At 62.1% G+C, this 17,444-nt stretch carries 8 protein-coding genes; 4 read left to right on the forward strand and 4 right to left on the reverse strand.

Features of this window, described 5'->3' with window-relative positions:
- Nucleotides 1-23: 23 nt before the first annotated feature.
- Together AB0M47_RS10785 and AB0M47_RS10790 are read right to left on the reverse strand one after the other, a co-directional pair.
- Nucleotides 24-389 carry a hypothetical protein gene (locus AB0M47_RS10785; protein ID WP_363411594.1) on the reverse strand — a complete coding sequence of 122 codons (366 nt, stop codon included), beginning with the start codon at nt 387-389 and terminating at the stop codon, nt 24-26.
- Nucleotides 383-6,988: an RHS repeat-associated core domain-containing protein gene (locus AB0M47_RS10790; RefSeq protein ID WP_363411596.1), complete on the reverse strand. Its 6,606-nt coding sequence runs from the start codon at nt 6,986-6,988 to the stop codon at nt 383-385. The genes AB0M47_RS10785 and AB0M47_RS10790 overlap by 7 nt, the downstream gene beginning before the upstream one ends.
- A gap of 521 nt (nt 6,989-7,509) precedes the next feature.
- Here AB0M47_RS10790 and AB0M47_RS10795 point away from each other — a divergent pair.
- The 3 genes from AB0M47_RS10795 to AB0M47_RS10805 all read left to right on the forward strand — a co-directional run bounded on the left by AB0M47_RS10795 (nt 7,510) and on the right by AB0M47_RS10805 (nt 13,935).
- Entirely contained in the window at nt 7,510-11,067 is a 3,558-nt protein-coding gene (locus AB0M47_RS10795) for a LamG-like jellyroll fold domain-containing protein (protein WP_363411598.1), read from the forward strand.
- Nucleotides 11,068-12,282: 1,215 nt separating this feature from the next.
- The gene (locus AB0M47_RS10800) at nt 12,283-13,419 is read left to right on the forward strand and encodes a hypothetical protein (protein WP_363411600.1); all 1,137 of its coding nucleotides are present in this window, start codon (nt 12,283-12,285) and stop codon (nt 13,417-13,419) included.
- Nucleotides 13,420-13,704: 285 nt separating this feature from the next.
- Nucleotides 13,705-13,935, forward strand: a complete 231-nt coding sequence (locus tag AB0M47_RS10805) for a hypothetical protein (RefSeq protein ID WP_363411602.1) — start codon at nt 13,705-13,707, stop codon at nt 13,933-13,935.
- Nucleotides 13,936-14,148: 213 nt separating this feature from the next.
- Here the strand turns inward: AB0M47_RS10805 and AB0M47_RS10810 are convergent, their stop codons facing one another.
- A complete protein-coding gene (locus tag AB0M47_RS10810; protein WP_363411604.1) occupies nt 14,149-15,006 on the reverse strand; it encodes a P-loop NTPase fold protein in 858 nt (285 codons plus the stop codon).
- Nucleotides 14,888-15,859, reverse strand: coding sequence for a hypothetical protein (locus AB0M47_RS10815; RefSeq protein WP_363411643.1), 972 nt, complete (start codon nt 15,857-15,859; stop codon nt 14,888-14,890). The genes AB0M47_RS10810 and AB0M47_RS10815 overlap by 119 nt, the downstream gene beginning before the upstream one ends.
- Before the next feature lie 87 nt (nt 15,860-15,946).
- On the opposite strand from AB0M47_RS10815, the gene AB0M47_RS10820 reads away from it, so the two are divergent.
- Nucleotides 15,947-17,065, forward strand: coding sequence for a recombinase family protein (locus AB0M47_RS10820; protein ID WP_363411606.1), 1,119 nt, complete (start codon nt 15,947-15,949; stop codon nt 17,063-17,065).
- The last annotated feature ends 379 nt before the right edge of the window (nt 17,066-17,444 follow it).

The raw sequence follows: 17,444 nt of genomic DNA on the forward strand, positions 1-17,444 counted from the left end.
CGCGATCATGATAGTTGCGGCACTCAGCCATCGGGGCGCGCCACACGGAACCGCTCGGCGAGGCGCGGCCCGAGGAAAGTGGCAATAGCATGGCCAGGCTGTTGTGGAAACGGCAGATATAGGAGAAAGGAGGTCACGATGACCTTCCGTACGTCGATGTCGCCATCAGCATAGGATTCTTCAAGGAACAAGATCAACGTACGCCAGTCAACGGCAGGCGGCTCGGCTTCGCCAAGATAGGACGCAACTACCTCATTAGTAACGTCCCAAAAGAGCGCGTGGGCAAGCAGCTCGCCTCCCATGTTCTCAATATGAGCATCATATGTTCCGCGCAACTCTGGGAAGCGTTCGACGAGTTCCGCAACGAAGCTCTCCACGTTCATCAGCACGGTCCTAACCCGGGATAGTTGTCGAGGCCGTTGTACCTACCCGCTATGCCGTCATCAACCGCCCTGATCATACTTCTAGCGACTTGCTCGTCCCGCGGCGTTCTAACATTGGGAACCCTCTTACCACTCTTCAACTTGTATACGTCTTGCTTGAGGAAGTTTGTCAGCCCGGAGCGTAGCTGCGAAGTTGAGGCGATGTGGTCAACGTCCTCGACCAATTCTCCCGTCAACGCCTGGTGGTTCGCGGCGGCCATGGCACTGCCGTCTCCCCTTTGTCCGGCGCTGCCCACGCCATGGAAGAACGCTTGCAGCAACCCTTGCAGCCGTGCGCTGTCAACCTTAATAGGGTTCTTGGGATCGAAGTCGTCGCCGGCGCAGCCGCAGTTGCCGGGGGGAGCAGGAGGGGGCGGTGGGCCGTCGCCGCCTGAACCCCCGCCGCTGCCGTCTGGTGAGGTGCTGCCGTCTGAGATTTCGCGGACGATGACGTTGCGGTCAGCTGTGGGTGTGACATCCGCTGGCGTCTTGGCGAGGATCGCGTTGGCCAGCCAGACGGCTACCTGCCCCACATTCCAATGGACGGTCTTGTGTGTTTCTGTAACCCCGGAGTCGTCTGGTGGCATTCTGAGCTGTTGTTGCGTCACGGACGAGGTTGGTGCTGCCGCAGGCGCGAGGCGCCGGATGAAGCCGTGTCTGCCACCGTTCGTCGCGACGTCGTAGGCGAAGATGGCCACGAAGGCGACGTCGAAGATGATGTCGACGACGGGTATTGCTTGGCGTGAGGCAATACGTCCCGGGCTTGTCATGCCCGTCTTCACAGCAGCATCCGCCGCAGCCGTTGCCGTCATCCTGCCGAAGGCTCGAGCAAATCCTCCCACTCCCGGCTTTGCATATAGGCCGGATGGGTCGCTTCGCGATACCGGGTTGTTGCCAGCGTAGGCGTATCCACCGAGTTGGGTGAGGTCCTGTCCCGCAAGAATGGGATCGGCGCTGATAAATCGCCCAATTGTGGGGTCATAGTTGCGTGCGCCTACGAGGTCGAGGCCGGTAGTCGCGTCGGTCGGTGCGGCGAGGAATCCGTGCGTATCGGGCCAGCCACCGGGTTGTGTGCCGCGCGTCTCGCCAAATGGTGTGTAGCTCTTCCAGGTTGCTGTCTGGCCCGTACGGTCGAGCGAGAGGGTCGAGGTGCCGTTGCTGTTGGCGATGAGGAAGCTGTAGGCGGTTGATGTGCTACCGGTCCGTACGGCGCTGACGTTGCCGATGCTGGGGTAGTACCTCTTGCCGGTCTTGGTGCCGGTGGCGGTGGTGAGAGTGAGTTCCTGGCCGGGCAGATAGATCGTTACGGTGCCTGGGCCTCGTTGGACGAGTAGTCCGCCGTCAGGACCGTAGGTGTAGGTCGATACTGCCGCGCCGTTGTTCTTGTCGACCTTGGTTAGTCGGCCCTCGGTGTTCCAGGTGAATGTCTGGTTGCCGTTCGCATTGGTGCTGCGGGTGAGGGTGTTTCCTGCCGAGTCGTAGGTGTAGGTGCTGTTGCGGGCGTTGTTGCCCGTGGCTGTCACGCTTTGCAGGGTGTGGGGTTGGCTGTTGGCGGCACCGTACGCATGGGTGGAAACGGTGTTGCTGCCAGTTTGGCCGGGCAGGAGGTGTTGCGTCTCTTGTTCGCGGTCGCCCCGCGTGTTGTAGGTCCAGCTGGTCCAGTACGACGACGAGGCGTTGGAGACGGTTGTGTTCGCCTGCGTTTGGGCTACGTCGGCTGCGCAGTTGTCGGTTGCTGTCCATGCCTCGGTGAGGCGGCCGAGCAGGTCGTAGTCGAAACACTGGGTTTCAGAGGTTGTGTCGTTGCGGGTATCGGTGATCTTTTTGATGTTGCCCGCGTAGTCGTAGCCGTAAGTGACCTGGTCGAGGCGGGTTGGCGCGGTGGTGCGGTCGACGTGGCTGTCTTGCAGGCGCAATGTTGCTTCGTCGTAGACGTTGGTGACATAGGCGGCGTTCGTGCCTGCGCCCGTTTGGATGCGGGATATTCCGCCGTATTGGTTGTAGCTGGTGTTGTCGATGTAGTCGCCGAGCAGGTCCCCGACACCGGAGGGCATGTCCAGGCCGTTGTAGGTCAGGTTGACCGTCTCGGACGGCAGGACGCCAGACAGCACTGGGTAGGTGATCTTTGTGAGCAGCCCGTTGGTGACGCTGTATGTGTTGGAGAAGGTGTAGTTGCCGGCCAGTGTGCCGTTACGCGGATCGGCGGGGATGGCCACGGTCGTGGAGGTGGGTTTGTAGCGGTTGGTGTAGCCGCCGAAGGAGGTTGTGTAGGCATACGTGGTGCCTGAGGTGTTGTCGTAGCTGGTCGCCGACGCGAGCTGCCCATATCCGTTGGCGATGGTCGTGGAGTCGTATGTCCACTCGGCGAGCAATGGGTCGCTGGTGTTCGGGCCGTCGTGTTCCTCTATAGGGCGGTTCAGCGCGTCGTATTTGAAACTGAGCGTCTTCTGACGCGAGTCGGTCGAGGTGGCGACGTTACCGTCCTTGTCGTAGGACAGATGGCTGGACCCGGTATCGGGGTCAGTCTTGTCAGTGACCTGGCCGAGGAGGTTGAAGGTTGACGTCCAGATGTTCCCGTCTTGATCGGTGACGGAATTCTGGTTGCCTCGAGTGTCGTAGCCGTAGGTGAGCGACTGGTAGGCGCCGCCGGAGACGACGTTGCCGGTGATCGTCGGTGCCTGCGTGTAGTAGTCACGACGCATGACACGACCGCGGGCGTCGTAGATCGTGGTCGTCGGAGTTCCGCCGACGGCCGGGATGGTGGTCGTCCGGTCGCCGCCGTACACAGTCAGTTCGCGTTCGTTGCTGCGCGCTGCGCCGAGGCTTTGGGGCATCACGACCGTTAGCCGTCCGGCCCCGTCATAGGTGTAGATGCCCTGGGCTGGGACGAGGTTGTCTTGGCCGGTCAGATTGAGCAGGTTGGTTGACGGCGCCGCGGCATCGTAGTAGTGGCTGTTGTTCTTGGCGATCCATCCTCGGCTGTCATAAAACAGGTCGTCGATGAGACGGCCGCCCTTGGGGCTTTGGGTCTGGACCTGACGAGTGCGCAGATGCGAGTCGTACAGGGTGACGTCGGTGCGGTAGGAGCCGTCGTTGTTCATGTCACGGACGATCACCGATGTGGGCACCAGGTCGACGTTGGACACGTTGTACCCGATGGTCCGGTTGGCGGGGTTGCTGGTGTTGTTGTTTCCCGGTAGCCAGACGCCGGTCACTCGGCCAAGGTCGTCGTAGGCCTGGTCGGTTTCGAGGTTGTTGGCATCGAGGGTTCTAGTCGCGAGTCCGCGAGACGGTTCTACGAAGGTCTGAGTCTTGTGCCCTTTGGCGTTGAGGACGTCGACCTGGCTTGGGTGCCCGTTGACGCTGTAGTAGGTGAGTGTTGCCGCGTTGTCGCCATTCGCGTCGGTGATCACCTTCGGGCGGCCGAACGCGTCGTAGGTGGATTTCGCGATCGTCTGATAGGTGAACGCGCCTGCTGTGTAGCCGGTCGCCTGCTGCTTGACTGACAGGTCGGGGTTCGATGGTGCAGCCTGCGGCCAGGTCATGTCGAACGTCGGTTTGTTGTAGTAGAACCGGGTATCGGATATGACGTCGGTGGGCCGGTTGAGCGATGCAGGTGCGGTGAGCTGGTTGTTGCCGGATCCTCCGCAGGCTTTCGCGTCGACCTCCACCTCGGCTGGCAGGTTGACCAGGTTCAGCGTGGTGTTCGCAGGCGCGTAGGTGGTGACTGTGCATATGGCTTGGCTCGGATCGCCGAGATCACCATGATCGAACTCGACCGTTGGCAGGCCAGTGATTGTGTCGTAGGTGGTTTCGACCTTTGTCGTCCGCCAGGTAACCGGGGTGTGGGAGGTGACGGCGTCCGTGCGATAGCTGGCTACCGGCCGCAGGTATCGGGACTCGACCGAAGGCAGGTTGGTCCGGGAACGGCTAGCCGTGGAGGGCCCGACCCAGTAGTCGGTGGCTGTCGCCGATAGGGGTTGGCCTCCGTCGCCGTCGTAGGTGATCTGTTCGCGTAAGGATCCTGCGAGTTCGTTGATGTCCGGGACGGTGGCGGCTGGCCCTCCGCTTGGCCAGGTGATGTTGGTTGACAGCGTCACTGAGGCCGTGCGTGTTGCTCCTGATGGAAGGCTGTCCCCGTCCATCCCTTGGTAGAAGATCGCCTCGGTGAGGGTCTTCTGATCGGATCCGGATCCCATGCGTGTTTGCACTCGGGGGTACCCACGCCATTGGCCCCAGGTGCGGTACTTGGCCTTGGTGAGTTCGTTGTCGTCGTAGTGCCAGGCAGGGTCTCCCAGGTAGCTGTATGCGGTGGTAACGGTCGGCGCATGCGTTGCTTGATCCTGGACATCGACTTGTGTGACTACGTACTTGTTGAACCAGTCCTTTTTCGGTGTGGTCAGCCCGTCGGGCGTCCAGTAGACCGGATAGCAGAGGCTGGTGTTCGACTCTGGCACGATGCTGACTGGCGCAGTGCACTGCTGGCTGGTGTACGTGACCTGGATGACCTCGCCGGTCTCGGTGGTGATCGTCGAGATCCGGTTGTGGTTCATGGCCTTGGCGAAGTCATCGCTGTCGACGCGGTTGGGCTTGTTCGTGGCCCCGAAGGTCACCGGGGGCAGTGACAGCGATCCGCCGTTGCTCTTGCCGGTGCGCTGGATCGACGACAGCCACAGCGAGGGAGACGTCCCATCGCCCGGATTCGGAAACAGCTGCGTCAGCGTGTAAACGTCGACCGGCGTGTAGTCGGTGCCATTCCAAATCTGGGTGGTGATGTCGGAAAGCCGTAGCCGGCTCCAGAAGGTGGGCGCATGCACGTTGCAGGTTGCGCCGGAGGCGCAGTTGGCGTCGGTGTACGGCACGTCGGGCCAGTTGGAGGGCGTCGTGGTGATGTTGCCTTCGGCGCAGGCGGTGTCGGAAACGACGCAGCGTTGCTTGCTATTGAACTTGATCCGGGCGGGAGCGTCGACGCTGTAGATGGTCGGGTCGACCAGCCCGTAGTCGATGTGGTCGAGGACGCCGCCGCGGGTGTAGGGCACTGCGGTCGTGCCGCCGTCGCGTCCGTAGTAGTTCGTCTCTGTGTTGTAGTAGTACGCGAGTGCGTTGTGATGTGCGTCGACGACGTAGTCGAGGTTCCATCGCCAGGCCATGGTGCACAAGTGGTTGGCTTTTGCGTAGCAGGGGTCGCCGGAGTAGGGGCTATATACCGGAACGGTCCACGAGGAGTTGGTGGTGGTGTTGCCCGATGCCCAGCCAGGCAGCTTGTTGCGGCCGAAGAAGTATTGGGTGCCGTCCTGGGCGGTGATCTTCCAGTGCAGTCCGTCATCGGTGCCGTTGGTGCCCGCGGTCCGAACCTGCTCGACCTTGGCCCCATTGTCGGCGGAGAACTTCCAGTCCGTCGGCAGATCCGGGTCGTAGACCAGGTCACCGGAGTATGCGCCGAAGCTGACGTGGACGATCTGCCCGGCCCAGCACTGATCCGCAGTGTTCTTCGCAGTCCCAGCAGGGTTCTCACTACAGGTCACGTAGGACTGCTCGACATAGCCGGGCTGATAGTCCCAGCCGTCCCCGACCCATGACGATTGGCTGTTGGTGGAGACCATCTTTCCGTCGATCGACTGCGAGGAGTACGACAGCGCGATCTCCGGCGTGTTGCTGCCTACGACGGGTGGGATCACGATCGGGTAGCTGTAGCCGAAGTCGCCGGAGTTGCCGCCGGCACTCCACGAACCAGATGGCTGCAGCGGAGTGGCCCCGTAGTCGCCGTTAGGTCCAGCAGGTGCCGCCTGCGTTGCCAGTACGAGGGCCGGTGCCGCTGTCTCCGATAGGTCGTTCTGCTCCGACAGAGGTCGCTGCGGGGTGGAAGGTTGCGGCTGTCCCGGCACGGTGACCGTGGCGGTGAGCGTCTTCGACGTGGAATCGCGTGTGGTCGGCAACGGTGTCTGGACTTGACATGACGGCAGGGTCGGCGTGGTCAGCGCGCATGCCGGCATGACGGCGAGCCTCGCGCGCGATGCCCAGTCTGCTGCGAACGCGTCGGCGAATCCGGAGTAGTCGAGGCTTACTTGGACCGTTGACGTGCGGTTGTCCGTCCTGGCGGACCTCAGCGAAACGAGCGTGCCGTCCACATTCGCAGCGGCGGTATTGGTTCGGTCGGCGACCGTCACGAGTAGCTTCGAGGTTTCGGACCGGCTGTCGTGGAGTTTCACGTACACCGGCATCAGCCCCGCTCTGGCTCCTTTGCCGGTCGACGCCTGTACGTCGACCACCGCGCTTGCCGCGGAGGGCCAGGTCACGTTCGACGCTTTCCAGGGCTTGGCGGCATCGTCTGGCCGCTTCGGCAGCGGTGCTACCCGACTCGGCTTTGCCGCCTTGCGGAGCGGAAACTGCTGCTCGGCAGGGGAACCCGCCGCCACCGCGGCTCGAGCGGGCAGTGGGGCGACGGCCAACAGACCCACGGCCGCCATCAGCAGGGCTGTCGCGCTGGCGAGCAATCGCCGACGCAGACTTCCAGGTGCCCCAGGACGGGCAAGAAGGCGTGCATCAATGGCGCCATGACCTGTCATGTCATCTCCCCGTGAATCCGACGGAAGGTCTGCCGCGGGCACGCTATCGCTCGGGGTAGTTCCGCACAAGACCCTTGATCATGAAGTGGGATCGCCGCTCGCCCGGGCCAGATCTCGTCCGGCGGAAGTGGAGCCGGGGTGCTGGGAAGCTTCCAGCCGTAACGCCACAAGCTAGCCATGGCGGCGCCGTGAGATCGCTTACGCGTCTCCTAGCTGGGTCTCGACTTGCGCTAGCTGATCATCTAGGGTCGCGGTTCGCGGGGGTTCACGGGGAACGGCACGGTAGCGGCGACGTCCCGCGCGTCGCCCTGCCTGCCGCAAGCGCCGATCGCTAGCTTCTCAAGGATTCCCTGCGTAGACCTACGCCATGGAATCGAGGCATGTTCATGAGAAGTCGTCATCGCGCGACTGTTTGGCGCCGCGCGGCGCTGATATCCATAGCTTTAGCGTCCGTCACGGGAGCCGGAGTCGTCGCCGTGACGGGCCCGTCGTCTGCCGCCCCGGGGGCGACCTCACCGCTGATGCTCAGCGCGGCAGATGCTGCTGCCCAGGCTCGAGTGACAGGCAAGCCGGTTGAGGCCACCGCACTTACGACGGAGACTGAGCGGACCTATGCCAACCCTGACGGAACGGTCCGGCTTGACTTGAATATGCAGCCGGTTCGGGTCAAGCGCAATGGCGCTTGGGTGGGTCTGGATTCGAACCTCGTCGCCAATGGCGACGGGACATTCAGTCCTAAGGCAACGGCTTCGCGACTGGTCGTGTCCGGCGGAGGTGACGGCCCTCTCGCGACGATGACGTCAACGAGGGGCGAGCAGCTGGCACTCTCGTGGCCAGGAGCCCTTCCTTCCCCGACGATCGCCGGCGATACGGCGACCTACTCGAACGTGCTGCCCAATGTAGATCTGAAGTTGATCGCGAACGTCAGCGGCGGGTTCTCTCACGTCCTCGTGGTGAAAAACGCTACCGCAGCGGCGAATCCCGCTCTTACGAGTTTGCGTATGCCGCTGGCCTTGAAGGGCATCACGATTTCGGCGGACGCGGCCGGGAATATCGTCGCCGCTAACGAGGTCGGCAATCCGGTTTTCACGGCGCCGGCGCCGACGATGTGGGACTCCACGTCCTCCTCGGACCCTGCCACATCGGCATCGACAGGTACCTTTGCCGCTTCGACTGCCGAGGAACCTGGCGAGGCAGCAGCCATTGGCGACGTCGGCGTGCAAGTGGATGCGACGGCGCTGACGCTAGCCCCGTCGGTCTCGGCGTTGAGCAGCCCCACCGCCCGTTTCCCGCTGTTCATCGACCCAAGCTGGGTACCGACCAAGCTGGGCAAGAACGCATGGACCTTTGTAAGCAGCGGTAACCCGACCACGAGTTACTACAACAGCTCCGACCGGGCGCGCGCAGGCAAGACTATCTGGGCGACGCCCAACTATGTCGCGCGTACGTTCTGGAAGTTCGCGATTCCGACCGCGATCTGGGGCAAGAACATCAACTCGGCGATCTTGCAAACGAAAGAGGTGTGGTCAGCGCAGAACACAGCCCGCGACATCACTCTGAACCACATCAGCACGTCGTCGTCGGCAATCAGCGCCTCCACCACATGGGACACGCAGCCGACAAAAGGGGCTGCGATCGTTACCAAGAACGTTGTGGCCGACTGGCGCGACGACGACTCCGAACTCGCGGTCCAGGTCGATTTCACCATCACGAACGAGATCAAGTCAGCAGCACGCGATCACTGGTCGTTCGACACTATCGGCATGTACAACGACACCGAAACCGATCCATACGCGTGGCGGAAGTTCGAGAACAATCCGACGCTCGCCATCAACTACAACTCGGCTCCCAACACACCGGCGAATCTTGCCACGCAGCCAACCGTGCCGTGTTCCGGCGGGACGATCGGCAACACTCAGGTCTTCCTCAACGCCAAGGTGACCGACCCCGACGGAACGAACAACGCCCTGACCACCACCTTCACCCTCACCGATACGAGCGTGACCCCGAACGTGTCAACGGACCTGGTCACCGGCGGCAGTAGTGGCATGACCGTCAATGTGAACGAGCCCGCAGCCTGGTTCCAGGACGGTCACACGTACACATGGACCGCCAAGACCACGGATGGCATCGACACCAGTCTCAGCGCAACCCCCTGCACCTTCACGATCGACAAGTCCGCTCCCGGCAGCCCCGGCATCACCTCCACCGAATTCCCCAAAGGACAACTCGGCCAGCCGGCCGGCTCCAGCGGCACATTCACCATCACACCCGGCGCCGGAAACACTCCCGCGAAGTACATATGGGGACTGAACGTCGCCCCGCCCGTGACGTCGGCCGGACCGGCCTCGCCGCAGAGCAACTGGAACGTCCTGACCAGCACGGGCACCTCCACCAGCCTGACCGTGCCAGTCAAGCACGTCGGGCCCAACGTGCTGTACGTGTACGCCGTCGACGCCAACGGCAACGCCAGCGGCTACACCAGCTACGACTTCACCACCGACCGCAAACCGACACCGGACCGATACAGCGACTTCAACGGTGACGGCAACCCCGACCTTCTGCGCGTTGGAGACGCTGCTAACCCCGGACTGTGGCTCTACACCGGCACCGACGAACTCGGCCACCTCGCCACATCAGGGATCCAGCTTGGCGGCCTCGGCACCGGATTCGCTGGCAGCACCGGCACCGTCGCCGACTGGACAGGCGCAACCGTCACCCCAGGTGATTACAACGCCGACGGCGCCCAAGACATCTTCGTCCGGCTACCGAACACCAATCTCGAAGGCTCCAATGTCGAAATCCTGCTTGGTTCCGGCGACGGCATGCCCTTCCAACCCAACGACACCGATGTCAAAGTCCCCGTAAACCTCCCCACCATCGACGGGGCTCAGCACTCCCAAGCGGTCGACAGCGTGGTCGCCACACCTCCGGATAACCAGTTTGACCCAGCCCTGTGGCAGGAACAGGGCCTGCAAACCCCGTTGCCAGATCTGTACGTGACCATCGGCGACACGCTCTATCTGTACGTGCCGAGCTACCCGGGCATCATTTACGACCTTCTCGACGCAACGAAGACAGTCAATCAGTATCAAGAACTCGCGGCGGCCCCCGGGAGCGTGCCGAGATTGTTCGTGCGCGACCGCGTCGTCGGGTCACTTATTCGACTGGAAGGCACGCTGTTCGACAGCGACACCGGAACCCCCGGTGTCTGGCTCGGTAGCGGAGCAGCGTCGACCTTGATCGGCAAAACCGGCTGGAGCGCGGTAACCATCGCCAGCGTGAGCGGCGCGGACATCGATGATGATGGCATTCCTGACATCTGGAGCCGTCAGTTACCCGCCACGCCGCTGACGATCTTTGGCCGGCTGTCCACTGCAAGCAGCGGACTCAACGTGACGGTGTCCAACCCCGATCTCACCCAAGCCGCCAGCCTTGTGGGCGAATGGGATCTTGGCGAAAGGACAGGCACGATAGGCAACGACGCCACGTTCTATAACCATCCACTTGCGCTCAGTACCGGTGCAAGTTTTGCATCTACCGGCCACAAGGCAGACGACATCGGATCGATGAATCTCACAGGAGTCACCACGCAGCAGGCCACAACGGTATCGCCTGTCGTCAGAACCGACCAGTCGTTCAGCGTGTCGCTGTGGGTCTATCTCACCGACAGCTCCACAACGAGCGTCCGAACCGTACTGGCGGAGAAGGACAGCACGCTCGCCGCCTTCTTCATCCAGAAGCGCTTTGATACATGGGCGTTTGGCCGCGCGTCATCGCCCACTACGGGCGGCGTCGTCGTAGCCCAGACCACTGCCGCCCCGGCCCGCAACACGTGGGTACACCTCGTGGCAACGTACGACTCCACTACAGGGGACATGGCGCTGTACGTCAACGGTAGTGTCGCAGCTACCCAGGCCGCCTGCGGCTGCAACTGGAACGCGACTGGCGGCGTACTCGTCGGCCGCACGCAGTGGACTCAAACGAGCGGCGAACAATGGACCGGCAATGTCGACAACATCCAGCTGTATCAGGGCCTTCTGACGCCAGCTCAGATCGCCGCTCTGCACACCCAGTAAATTCGATGAACTGTCGCAGCTGCTGATCGTGGGTGGGGCCTGCCACGCCGGTCCCACCCACATTCGGTGGGCGGCCAGACTAGTCGACGAGTTTGAAACGTATACAGCGTCGGACGAACCCAATGTCGCTGCCATGGGCAGGGCGGGCTTAGCCATGTATACAAAGAAGCGCGACGTCGCTGCCGAGAAAGAGCGACGAGAACGCGTAAAAGGCCGCTGACCATACATCATTAGACGAGTTACACCAGATTCACACTCGGAGCATCAGGTCCCCATCGCGGCCCTCAGCTCCGTGCCGCCAGGGACGTCGCAGCGGCAGCATGCCGACCAGCGTGCGGTGGTGTGAACTTGACGGTCGGCAGGATTAGGCTTCCGCCGTCGAGATCAAGTGCATCCAACCGAACTTTTGGCATGCCAGCAGGCATCGTTCCTCCGCGCCCGCCTGGAGCGTCGAACCTGGCTTGCGTGATGGTGCCAAACTGCGCCCGTCACTCCGGCCGAAGGAGACACGGTTTCGAAGCCTGCGATGCTGGTGGGAGTGAGCGTGCCTGGCAAGCCTGCCGTTGCCTCCGTCTTGCCAACTGGCTAGAGTGTGCTGCCGCGTCGCGTAATCCCCTTCGGCATTCCCGTGTCGTGCGAGCACGCGACGCGGCCCATCCACGATGGCCACCTAGGTGTCCTACTCGGAATTCACACTAGTGATCGTCGGCGCAGTCCTTCTACCGAGCTACCGAGACGTCTCCAGCGCATTCTGGGCATCACCACATCACCACGATGAATCCGTACCGAAGTGTGATTAATCGATAACTCATCGCTGGTGAGGGTTGTGCCAGCGGCGGATAATGCGGCGTGACCCAGTGGACGGAGACGAACGTCCGGCTACTCACGTGCGCTCACGACGCGCTCGCGGCGATTGCCGGGCGACGAGGTTGCTCACGCGACGAAACTGTACGTCAGCTGCTCTCCGAGCACGTTGTTCGACAAGAGCAGGCAGCCCTGCCTGACCGGCTTAGCCACATCGCCACCGTGCTGCGTTACCCAACGCCCCAGCGGGTGAAGTTGGACACCCTCGCTGGCCGCTCCATGATCAAACCATTGCGGTTACGCTTACCGACTAGTGTCGCCGCGAGGGCTCGCGCGATGTCGTTGCAGTTGCCAGGCCAGTCTCTTCGAGCGCACCGGGACTACCAGGCCAGGCTACTCACTGATGCAGTCATGACCGCCATCGCCTCCGAAGAACCATTCTCCGACGAATATCTCCGTGGCCTGCCATCAATGCTCCGCCAACGCTCTGCGATGGGGTTGTGGCATCTGGCCGCAGCGGCTACCAGTACGGAGCCAGAGGAGGTGGTGTTGCGTCTCGCCGAAGACGTTCGCAACGCGCTTTGGGCGGCCGAACGGCGTCCCAGCGATGCCGAGCAACGTGTGCTGCGGATCGCCGAGGCGCTCGAGAATGACATTGCTTGGCACTCCGATGCCCGGTTCGAGGTTGCCACTGCAATCGCCCGCGACCTGCTGATCGGTTCCAAGTATCGAGTCAACGAAGAAATGTTGTACGAGCAGGGCCAGGGCTGGAACGACCTCCGACTGGACCTCGCCATCACCGGTGACAACCGCAGCGGTAGCCGGCTGCGGGAAAAGTACAGTACTGGGCTTAGCTCTTACGATTGGACAGGCCGCGGCGCGACCGCCGTCTGGCGCGCCGAACGGGTAGTCGAGGTCGAGGATTTCGACGCGTGGCTGACCGGCGACCACGAGAGCAGCTTCGCCGCCCGAGTCGTGCGTCCGCCCGGCTGGTCGGTGGCCATTCCGGATGGATGGCGGACGGCCGTCTTCCGCGACAAATTGCCGGAGCCGTATGCGGCTTGGGCCGCAGCGGGCAAAGTTTTGGCGGTACCGCTCGTCAGCCGAGTGGCGGCGTGGCCGCTCCAGACGGTCGCCAGCGGGGATGTCATGCCCGTCCTTGGCATCGAACCTCTGGTCAAGGCAGCTGACCGGCTACGGCCCGAGCTAATCAGTGGTTTCGCCGAAGCTGTTCTCATCGACTGGCGCGCAAGCTCCGACGCCGAATTGCACGCGCAGATCAAGCTGCTACTACCAGTGGACGACGCGATGAGATTCGGCCTAATTTCCGAGGACGAGAGACAGCAACTACTGGCCGACGCCCGCCTGGCGACGTCGGCGGCGATGGATCAGGTCATCGACGGCATCGCGGAGGACGATCTAGAACTTCGCGCGCGGTTTCAGCGCGCACGTACGAATGCATCAGGCTTTCAGAGGCTGGCTCGCACGATAGGTGTGAGGTTCGCCGCCGCACCCGCGATGTGGCCCTGGCCGGGGGGTCCGTCGTAGAGGAGGTTGCCACTTGCACGTCCGGAGAAGTCCTGCATTGGCTCGCCATGTGGGCGATGAAGGCACGTCAGCGCGTGCTCGACAGGTCGATGGAGGACGCATGGCGGCAAGCGTTCAGCCTTCCGGGACGCTTGCCCGAGACAAGCCGCGGGCGAGCCGACGAAGAAGATCTTGTGACACCCACCATTACACAGTTGGCAGCCCGGCCATTTGAAATGGATTCCGACAGCGACTTGCCGTTCTGACCGCGGTACGCGGTAGGCGGCCCGACGAAAAGGAGTCCACATGACACGCAAGGGTGCGAGCCGGTCCACGAGCGCACCCCCAAGCGCCGAACCGGAGTCCTTGATCAGCTTGAGGGCGGCAGTAACGCTGTTCTTCGCGTCCGCCGTCGGCGGCGTGGCCGGCATACTCACGCATCTGGCGGGCGATTCGCTGGCCACGGCCACCCTGACGGCAGGCGCGACATTCGGTGCCTCGGCAGCCATCTTCCACAAGCTGGTCGGCAAATCTTAACCCCCGCTGCGCCCGGGCGAACCAGCGCTTCCAGGTTGGTTAGCCCGGGCCGCCGACGACAGGCAGAATCTTGGTGTTCAGGGCTGACCTACCATCGCTTCCGGTCGCGCTGCGGCCGATCGAGCGGGCCGACGGGGCCTGATGAGCCGCTATCATCATCGCCGTAGATGTCCTCACCCCGGCCCGGAGTGGCAATTTGGCGACCCTCCGCCACTACGGATACTCGGTGCTCGATACAACTGTTCCTGTATGGAATGAATAGCGACTCAGCATCGGAACCCACGGCTTCACGTTTTCCAGTTTCACCGAGCCGCCTAAGTGGATACTGACATCAATGTGATCGAAGCCGGATGCTTCGGCGACGCTGTTGAACACTTCATCTAGAGTCTCGCGGTCGGCACCATTGCTGATCGCAGGGAAGAGCCTGGCGGCAAAGCTCGGGTTACCGACCAGGACGGCCAACAGGAGCAAAATCGTCCGATAATCGCCAGTGGCTAAAAGCTCGCTCGTGGCCGATTCGGGGAGTGCCGCCCGGATTAGCCGATAGAGGTTAATGAGGCGCTTTCCAGCGCGTGGGGTGGGGATCAGAGAGCTGAGTTGGCGGGCATATGCTCTCTCTTCTCCGGACAAGACTAGCCCACGTGGATTGAGCCGTACGCTATCCGCCGATCTAGTGCGCCCCTCTTCTAATGCGTCGACCTGGGACACCACAGGCATGCTGGACGTATTATACGAATCGCGGCCAATCATCAGATCATGGGTGCTATCGAGGGCGCGAGGATGATCGTAAAGAAGATTATCTACCAAGCGACCAAATCCATCTCGATCCATCGGCGCGATGTTGAAAGGAATTTGAAATATCTTCTCCAGGTAGTTCATAGGCGTAGCTGCCCAGTGCCCAGCGCCTCTCGTAGCAAGTTTTCTTGGCCCGAGCACACGCTCGAAGTGCGTGTCAAGCGAGGCGAGGAGCCAATGAGGATCGACAGCGACCACGACGACAAACAAAGGCATGCCCAGGAGTAAGCACGTCAACGACACGTTCCGACGAGCACCGATCGAGGTCATCGACATATAGGACTATGCGGTCGACAGTCGTTGAGCCGCCTTCCTCGAAGCGACTACGACGTAGGAGCTCATCGAGTCTGATAAAGTCTCGCCGAAGGAGCGCGATCGTCCCGAGCTGAGATCGGTAGTCACCGCTGCGGTTGCGTTCTTCAATGAAATTCATCAAGAGTCGGTCAGGTTGCACCTCTTCCAGCTGGCTCTGGGCGTCGAGCAGTCGCACCCTCGTGGCTGCGATCTCTTGGCGCAACTTCAACTCCGTCGCATCTAGCCGCTGTAGGTCAGTTAGAATGGCGATCTCCGTGGCCGAGCGTTGCTCCTTAACTCGGCGCTCGACCGCAACAGCGATATCGGCTGCTGTCTCAGCTGATTCAAGAGCGTGAGCCAGTATCCTTACGGCCCTTCGCCCAACTGTTGCGATCGGCAATGCGACGGCCGCCAACGCGGCGGCAACGCGAATGGCGATTGGCGCAAAGCTCTCGATAGTCATTGGAACCACTACGCACAAGACAGCAGCAATGGCTCCGGCGCCCCATAGCTGCCGACGAAGACGTTGTCGGCTCGAAGGCGCGAGCAGCCGCCAAAGGCGAGACAAGCGAGCCGCAAACGAAGCAGTGTCGGTCGCGAAGCGACGAACCTGCTCCAGTTCTGCGCCAGCTCTCAAGTCGAGATCATGCTTGGCCTCATCGATGGCCTGGGCGACGGTCGAATCTCTCAATACGGCGCTCGCGACAGCTTCCAACGTGACGAGGTTATCCCGACCCTGCTTGCGCGACTCCTCCAGCCGCGTCAGCTCTTCCCGCAGATTCGTATCCTCGCTCTTTGCTGTAGCCAAGCGCCCCTGGGCGTCCGGCCGCAGCATCCCCTATTCAGACGGAGAGACTTCATGGCAGCACGAAACAGAACGCGTAGGAACCGACTCGAACTCGAGAGTGAGACAGGTGTCCGCGTGGCGATCTACACGCGCCGCTCAACCGATGATGAGCACCAGCCGTTCTCAATCGAGGCGCAGACAGCACGGTTGGACGCGTACGTAGCATCACAGCCCGGCTGGGAGATCGCTGAGCGTTTCACCGACGACGCCACTGGATCAACTTTGGACCGACCAGGACTTCAGCGTGCGCTCCTCGCCGCGAAAGCCGGCCGGTACGACACGCTGCTCGTGTACCGGCTCGACCGGCTCACTCGACGCATACGAGACCTGGCCTACTTGATGGAAGAACTGGAGAAGATCGACGTTCACTTCCGATCTGCAACCGAGCCGTTCGACACCTCCTCGGCCGCCGGGCGGATGCTCGTTCAGATGCTGGGTGTTTTCGCCGAGTTCGAACGAGAGGTCCTCATTGACCGCACCCGTAACGGCATGGAACGCAAGGCCGCGAGGGGCAAGTGGACCGGCGGGACCGTGCCGTACGGCTATCAACTTGATCGAGAACGAGACGCGCCCGCGCCCGACCTAGCTGAGGCGCCGATCGTTAGCCAGATCTTCACGAGCTACGCGCGAGACCGGATCGGGACGAGGACGATCGCCGATAAACTCAATCAACGAGGAATACGAACCAGATTCGGAAAACCCTGGTCCGGCGTCACGGTCGGCAACATGCTCTCCAACCAGGTGTACGTCGGCGACAAGGTCTTCGGTGACATCACGACACCCGACGCTCATCCTGCGATTGTGAGTCGTGAGCTGTTCGCTGAGGTACAGCAGATCCTGGCTGTCCGGGGCGAGGTCGGCTCGAAGCGTCGCGCGTCCAACACCGACTATGACCTCACCGGACTCATCACCTGCCCTGATTGCGGGCAGAAGTACATCGGCACCTCAGCCCGCGGTCGCTCCCGCATCTACCGCTACTACACCTGCTTTTCACGCGTCCGCTACGGCCGCCACGGCTGCAACGGACCGCGCTTACCCGCCGACGAACTCGACGACGCAGTGCTCACATCGCTCCTTGAGGTGTACGCCGACAGCGAGATCATCTCAAAGGCCATCGCCGCCGAGCGGCGGCTACGCTCCCAACGACATCGACACAGCGAGGAGGAGCTCGCCAGCGTCATGATCGAAATATAGGCAACTCAGGACGCCGTTGACCGTTATCTGCCTGCGTTCGAACTCGGGCAGCTGAGCGCCGCCGACTGCAGCGATCGGGTGCGTTCACCCAAGATCCGCCTGGATCAGCTTGCTCGTCGTAGGCAAGATCTTGAGTATGAGATCGTCGACAGTCCGGGCAAGCCCAGCGAGAAGGCGATCTTGGAACTCCGTACGAGGTTGTCGGAGGTCTTCAAGCATGGAACGCCTGGGCAGCGCAAAGCGGTTATCGAGGCACAAGTCGCAGAGATAACCCTGGCAGGAGGCAAGGTCATTCCGGTCTTTAGGGTGCCTCGGGAAACAACGGAGCCGGTCGAAAATTCGACCGGCTCCGGTTGTACGGTTCGCGCAATGCCAACGA

Origin of the sequence: Hamadaea sp. NPDC051192, assembly GCF_040682475.1 — a bacterium.
Classification (GTDB): Bacteria; Actinomycetota; Actinomycetes; order Mycobacteriales; family Micromonosporaceae; genus Hamadaea; species Hamadaea flava.

What these genes read in the sequence shown, in the direction of transcription:
- AB0M47_RS10790 (WP_363411596.1), bottom strand. Translation starts at nt 6,988, where the DNA reads ATGACAGGTCATGGCGCCATTGATGCACGCCTTCTTGCCCGTCCTGGG.
- AB0M47_RS10795 (WP_363411598.1), top strand. Translation starts at nt 7,510, where the DNA reads ATGCTCAGCGCGGCAGATGCTGCTGCCCAGGCTCGAGTGACAGGCAAG.
- AB0M47_RS10800 (WP_363411600.1), top strand. Translation starts at nt 12,283, where the DNA reads ATGACCGCCATCGCCTCCGAAGAACCATTCTCCGACGAATATCTCCGT.
- AB0M47_RS10805 (WP_363411602.1), top strand. Translation starts at nt 13,705, where the DNA reads ATGACACGCAAGGGTGCGAGCCGGTCCACGAGCGCACCCCCAAGCGCC.
- AB0M47_RS10810 (WP_363411604.1), bottom strand. Translation starts at nt 15,006, where the DNA reads ATGTCGATGACCTCGATCGGTGCTCGTCGGAACGTGTCGTTGACGTGC.
- AB0M47_RS10815 (WP_363411643.1), bottom strand. Translation starts at nt 15,859, where the DNA reads ATGCTGCGGCCGGACGCCCAGGGGCGCTTGGCTACAGCAAAGAGCGAG.